The 4203-nt window shown below is 71.6% G+C and carries 5 protein-coding genes; 2 read left to right on the top strand and 3 right to left on the bottom strand.

From position 1 onward, the window contains the following. Positions 1-109 precede the first annotated feature (109 nt). The 3 genes from ACFWP5_RS51945 to ACFWP5_RS51935 are packed head-to-tail and all read right to left on the bottom strand — an operon-like array spanning position 110 to position 2582. Positions 110-1531 carry a hypothetical protein gene (locus ACFWP5_RS51945; protein ID WP_384174320.1) on the bottom strand — a complete coding sequence of 474 codons (1422 nt, stop codon included), beginning with the start codon at positions 1529-1531 and terminating at the stop codon, positions 110-112. 37 nt (positions 1532-1568) lie between these two features. After that, positions 1569-1973 (bottom strand): MazG-like family protein, encoded by a 405-nt coding sequence (locus tag ACFWP5_RS51940; protein WP_384174317.1) that lies wholly within the window; start codon positions 1971-1973, stop codon positions 1569-1571. 42 nt (positions 1974-2015) lie between these two features. Beyond that, positions 2016-2582, bottom strand: coding sequence for a DoxX family membrane protein (locus tag ACFWP5_RS51935; RefSeq protein ID WP_384174315.1), 567 nt, complete (start codon positions 2580-2582; stop codon positions 2016-2018). Positions 2583-2704: 122 nt separating this feature from the next. Here ACFWP5_RS51935 and ACFWP5_RS51930 point away from each other — a divergent pair, with 122 nt between their 5' ends. Together ACFWP5_RS51930 and ACFWP5_RS51925 are read left to right on the top strand one after the other, a co-directional pair. Then, the gene (locus ACFWP5_RS51930) at positions 2705-3031 is read left to right on the top strand and encodes a nuclear transport factor 2 family protein (protein ID WP_384174312.1); all 327 of its coding nucleotides are present in this window, start codon (positions 2705-2707) and stop codon (positions 3029-3031) included. An 82-nt stretch (positions 3032-3113) separates the two neighbouring features. Beyond that, positions 3114-4109 carry an aldo/keto reductase gene (locus ACFWP5_RS51925; RefSeq protein ID WP_384174310.1) on the top strand — a complete coding sequence of 332 codons (996 nt, stop codon included), beginning with the start codon at positions 3114-3116 and terminating at the stop codon, positions 4107-4109. Positions 4110-4203 lie beyond the last annotated feature (94 nt).

Raw genomic sequence — 4203 nt, 5'->3', positions numbered from 1 at the left:
ACTGGCTTTCGTCCTCGAGGGTGTTGTCGAGGACCCGGGTGCCTGGGTGGCGCGCGCCCGCCCCCCCGGCCGGACGCGCGTCGCCCGTCAGCCCGGGACGGCGGACCCGTCAGCCGGTGACCGTGAACCAGGTCGACCGCGACTTCTGCCACTCCTCGTGCGAGAGGTCCTTCGCCTCGGTGCCGTCGCCGTACAGGTCGGCCGCGCCGTCGTCGGTGATCAGCTGGGCACGGGCGCCCGAGGCCGTCAGGTCCGGCACGTCTACGACCGCCTCCCAGGCGCCCGGATCCGAGGTCGGCAGGTCGCGCAGCTTGACCGGCCGGTCGGCCGCGCTGCCGGTCCAGGAGTAGAGGGCGTACGGGTCGGAGTTGTCGTCGGCGGCCCAGGAACCGGCGACGATCAGGTACTGGTTCGCCGCGTTCTTGCGGATGTCGCGCACGGAGAGGCCGCCGAGGTCCAGCTCGACCGGTGTGCCGAAGGCGGCGGCGGTGCCGTCGGCGACCACCTTGTCGATGTTGGTGACGGGCACGAGCAGCGCCTTGCCGCCCTCGACCGCCGGGGCGAGCGGAGCGCGGAAACCGAGATACGCCGTGCTCGTCGAGCCGGGCGCGAACTCCAGCCCCTCCACGTTGAACCCGTCGATCTCCTTGGGGACTTGACCGTCCGCGGTGCCCGCCGCGAAGCCGTACCGGTTGCCGTTCGCCTTGTCCCACGCCACCAGGTCGTCGCGGAGCTTGCCGTACGAACTGCCGTAGGAGAGCGTCGTGTTGGCGCCGGTGCCGGTCACCTTGGTGGTGAAGACCGTGTTGCGGGGCGCCTTGTACTCGCCGTCCTTGTTGTTGCCGAGCGAGCCGGTCCAGTAGATCGTGTCGCCGACGCGGGCCGCGCCCTCGATGTCGATCTCCTTGGAGACGTCGATGTCGTCGCTGAAGTCCCACGTCTTCACCGGGGCACCGGAGGCCGAACGGTCGTACAGGCGAAGGACGTTGGACTCGTCATCCGCTACGACGACGTAGCCGCCGCCCACGTCGACGGCGGCGGAGGCGTCGCTGGAGCCGGTGAAGTAGCGGGTGTCCGTGGACTGTTGGGCGGACGCGGAGGCCGCGTAGTGCAGGGTCTTGGTGGCCGTCTTGCCGCCGAGGCCCGTGACCTTCACCGTCAGGTCGGTGTAGCCCTGCGCGGCCGCCGTGACGGAGAGTTGGCGGGTGGCACCGGTGCCGGTGACGGTCACACCGCTCGTCGTCGCCACCGACGTCTTGCTGCTCTTGCCGGCCGCGACCGTCAACGCGCTGACGTCCGCGCCGCTCTGGGCGACCGTCACCTGGACCGTCGGATCGCCGACCGCGCCCACCGCGCCCGATAGGTAGGTGGCCGACAGGGAGATGGTCGGTGTGCCGTAACTCGCCGCGTGCGCCTGGCTGTTGAGGCCGAGGCCGAGGCCCAGGGCCGCGAGGGCGAGGCAGGTGCCCGCCACCGCGACCGTCCTGCGCCCGCCGGAGAAAACTCCGTCGGAGAAAACGTAGTCCTGCACTGGGACCCCTTCGTCGGCTCGGTGTCGACGAGAAGGCTCAGCGGACTTCACCAACTCCGCGGGGCGCAGGCAGGTCCTGGGGGTGAACAACGGCGGACGGGCCGAGGGAGCGTTCCATGACCCGGGCCAGGTGGCGGGTGAAGACCTCCTGCGTGTCGGGGGTCAGCGTGCGCAGCGCCACCAGCGCGGTGATCACGACGTCGCACAGTTCGGCCTGCACGTCGTCCCAGGTGTGGGTGACGCCCTTGCGCGGGTTCTGGCCGGTCGCGCCGATCACCGCCTCGGCGACCTCACCGACCTCCTCGGACAGCTTCAGCACGCGCAGGAGCAGGCCCTCCCGGCCGCCGCCTTCGCCGTTCGGCGGACGGTTGCCGTCCAGCCAGGTCCACAGGTCGTCGATGCCGGCCCAGAGGTCGGCGGACCGGTCGTTCTGCTCACTCATGGACCCAGCCTGCCATCACGGCCCTGCTCGTCGAACCGCGTCCTACTTGCCGGAGACCGCATCCGCCTCGTCGAACAGCGTCTCCTGCCCGAACTCCGCGGCCTCCCGCACCCGCCTGTTCCGCATGCCCACCACCACGGCCGTCGCCGCCCCCGTGACCGCGAGCGCCGCCGGGACCATCCAGCCCCGGTTCACCGCGTGCCCGAGCGCGTGGTCCAGGGAGAGACGGCCCGGGCCCGTGACCGCGAGGCCGGCCGCGGTCAGGGCGAGGGAGGCCGCGTACTCGTAGCCGCCGGCCGCCGCGAAGAAGCCGTTGGGCGCGTGCACGGCGGTGGCTCCCGCCATCGCGCCGGCCGCCGCCGCGCCCGCCGCCGGGGTCGCCAGACCCAGCGCGAGCAGCGTGCCGCCGCCCGCCTCCGCGAGGCCCGCCATCGCGGCGCTCTGCTTGCCGGGGGAGTAGCCCATCGCTTCCATGGCCGCGCCCGTACCCTCGATCCCGCCCCCGCCGAACCAGCCGAACAGCTTCTGCGCGCCGTGCGCGGCCAGCACTCCGCCGGTACCCAGCCGGAGCAGCAGCAGGCCCAGATCTTGTCGGTCGTAACAGGTCACGGTGACTCCCTGGACAGGCGGCGGGGACGGTCCCTCCACCGTCGCATCCCCGGCGTTCCGCGGGCGGGTTCGCGCGGCCGTTCGGGTGGCGGGCCCCGGGGAACGGTGTGAGTCTGACCGGCATGACGATTCAGACAGCCAAACTCAGCGATCCGGCCGTCCGGGCGTTCGTCGGCGCCGTCAACGCCCATGACCGCGACGCCTTCCTGGCGCTGCTCGCACCGGGCGCGACGATGGCGGACGACGGCTCCGACCGTGACCTCGCCGAGTGGATCGACCGGGAGATCTTCTCCTCCCACGGCCACATGGAGGTCGACCGGGAGTCGAACGGCGGCCGTGCCCTCGTCGCCCGCTACTCCAACGACGCGTGGGGCGAGATGCGCACCCGGTGGAGTTTCACGGTCGGCGACGACGGCAGGATCGCCCGCTTCGAGACCGGGCAGGCCTGACCGACGTATAGGGCCGTGCACAAAAGGCCCTACGTAAAAGGCCTTGCCTTGAAGTGCGCTCCAACTCCTAGTGTCCACAGGCATGGAGACGAAGTCGAACATCAGGACCCTCGGACGCAGTGGTATCGACGTGAGCGCTCTCGGCTTCGGCTGCTGGGCGATCGGCGGTGAGTGGCAGGACACGAGCGGGCAGCCGCTCGGCTGGGGCAAGGTCGACGACGAGGAGTCCGTACGGGCGGTTCGGCGCGCCCTCGATCTGGGCGTCACGTTCTTCGACACCGCCGACACCTACGGCGCGGGGCACAGCGAACGCGTCCTCGGCCGCGCGCTGGGCAAGCGCCGGGCGGATGTCGTCGTCGCCACCAAGTGGGGCAACGTCTTCGACGAGGAGACCCGCACGCTCACCGGCGCCGACGACTCCCCGGAGTACGCCCGCCGGGCGCTCACCGCCTCGTTGGAGCGCCTGGGCACCGACCACGTCGACCTGTACCAACTGCACCTGTCCGACGCCGACGTGGGACGCGCCGCCCAACTCCGGGACCAGTGCGAGGAGTTCGTACGGGAGGGGCTGATCCGCGCCTACGCCTGGAGCACCGACGACCCCGCACGCGCCGCCGTGTTCGCCGAGGGGGAGCACTGCGCGGCCGTACAGCATGGGGCGAACGTGTTGCAGGACGCGCCCGAAATGTTCGCGCTGTGCGAGGAGTTGGGGCTCGCCAGCATCAACCGCAGCCCCCTCGCGATGGGCCTGCTCACCGGGAAGCAGGCGAAGGGGCGGGCGTTGGAGGCAGGGGACATCCGCAACACGCCCCCGGCCTGGATGCAGGGCTTCAAGCAGGGCGACGGCGCCGACGAGGACTACGTCGCCCGCGTCGACGCCCTGCGCGAGATCCTCACCTCCGACGGCCGCACCCCCGCCCAGGGAGCCCTCGCCTGGCTGTGGGCCCGCAGCCCGCGCACCGTCCCGATCCCCGGCTTCCGCTCGGTCACGCAGGCCGAGCAGAACGCGGGCGCGATCGCGAAGGGGCCGCTCACCGCGGGGCAGTTGGCGGAGGTCGACCGCGTACTCGGGAGGTGAGCGGCCCGACGAGACCGCGATGATGCCGGCGAATCCGGCCGGGCCGGGGGTACCTACTTGAGAAAGTGTGACACTTCCACCAGAAGTGTCACAC

Source organism: Streptomyces sp. NPDC058469 (assembly GCF_042721125.1).
Lineage (GTDB): Bacteria > Actinomycetota > Actinomycetes > Streptomycetales > Streptomycetaceae > Streptomyces.
Note: the sequence above shows the minus strand (reverse complement) of the source record. Positions and strands in the feature narration are given on the sequence as shown.

Excerpts from the sequence above, each read along its gene's own strand:
- ACFWP5_RS51940 (WP_384174317.1), bottom strand. The coding sequence starts at position 1,973 with ATGAGTGAGCAGAACGACCGGTCCGCCGACCTCTGGGCCGGCATCGAC.
- ACFWP5_RS51930 (WP_384174312.1), top strand. The coding sequence starts at position 2,705 with ATGACGATTCAGACAGCCAAACTCAGCGATCCGGCCGTCCGGGCGTTC.
- ACFWP5_RS51925 (WP_384174310.1), top strand. The coding sequence starts at position 3,114 with ATGGAGACGAAGTCGAACATCAGGACCCTCGGACGCAGTGGTATCGAC.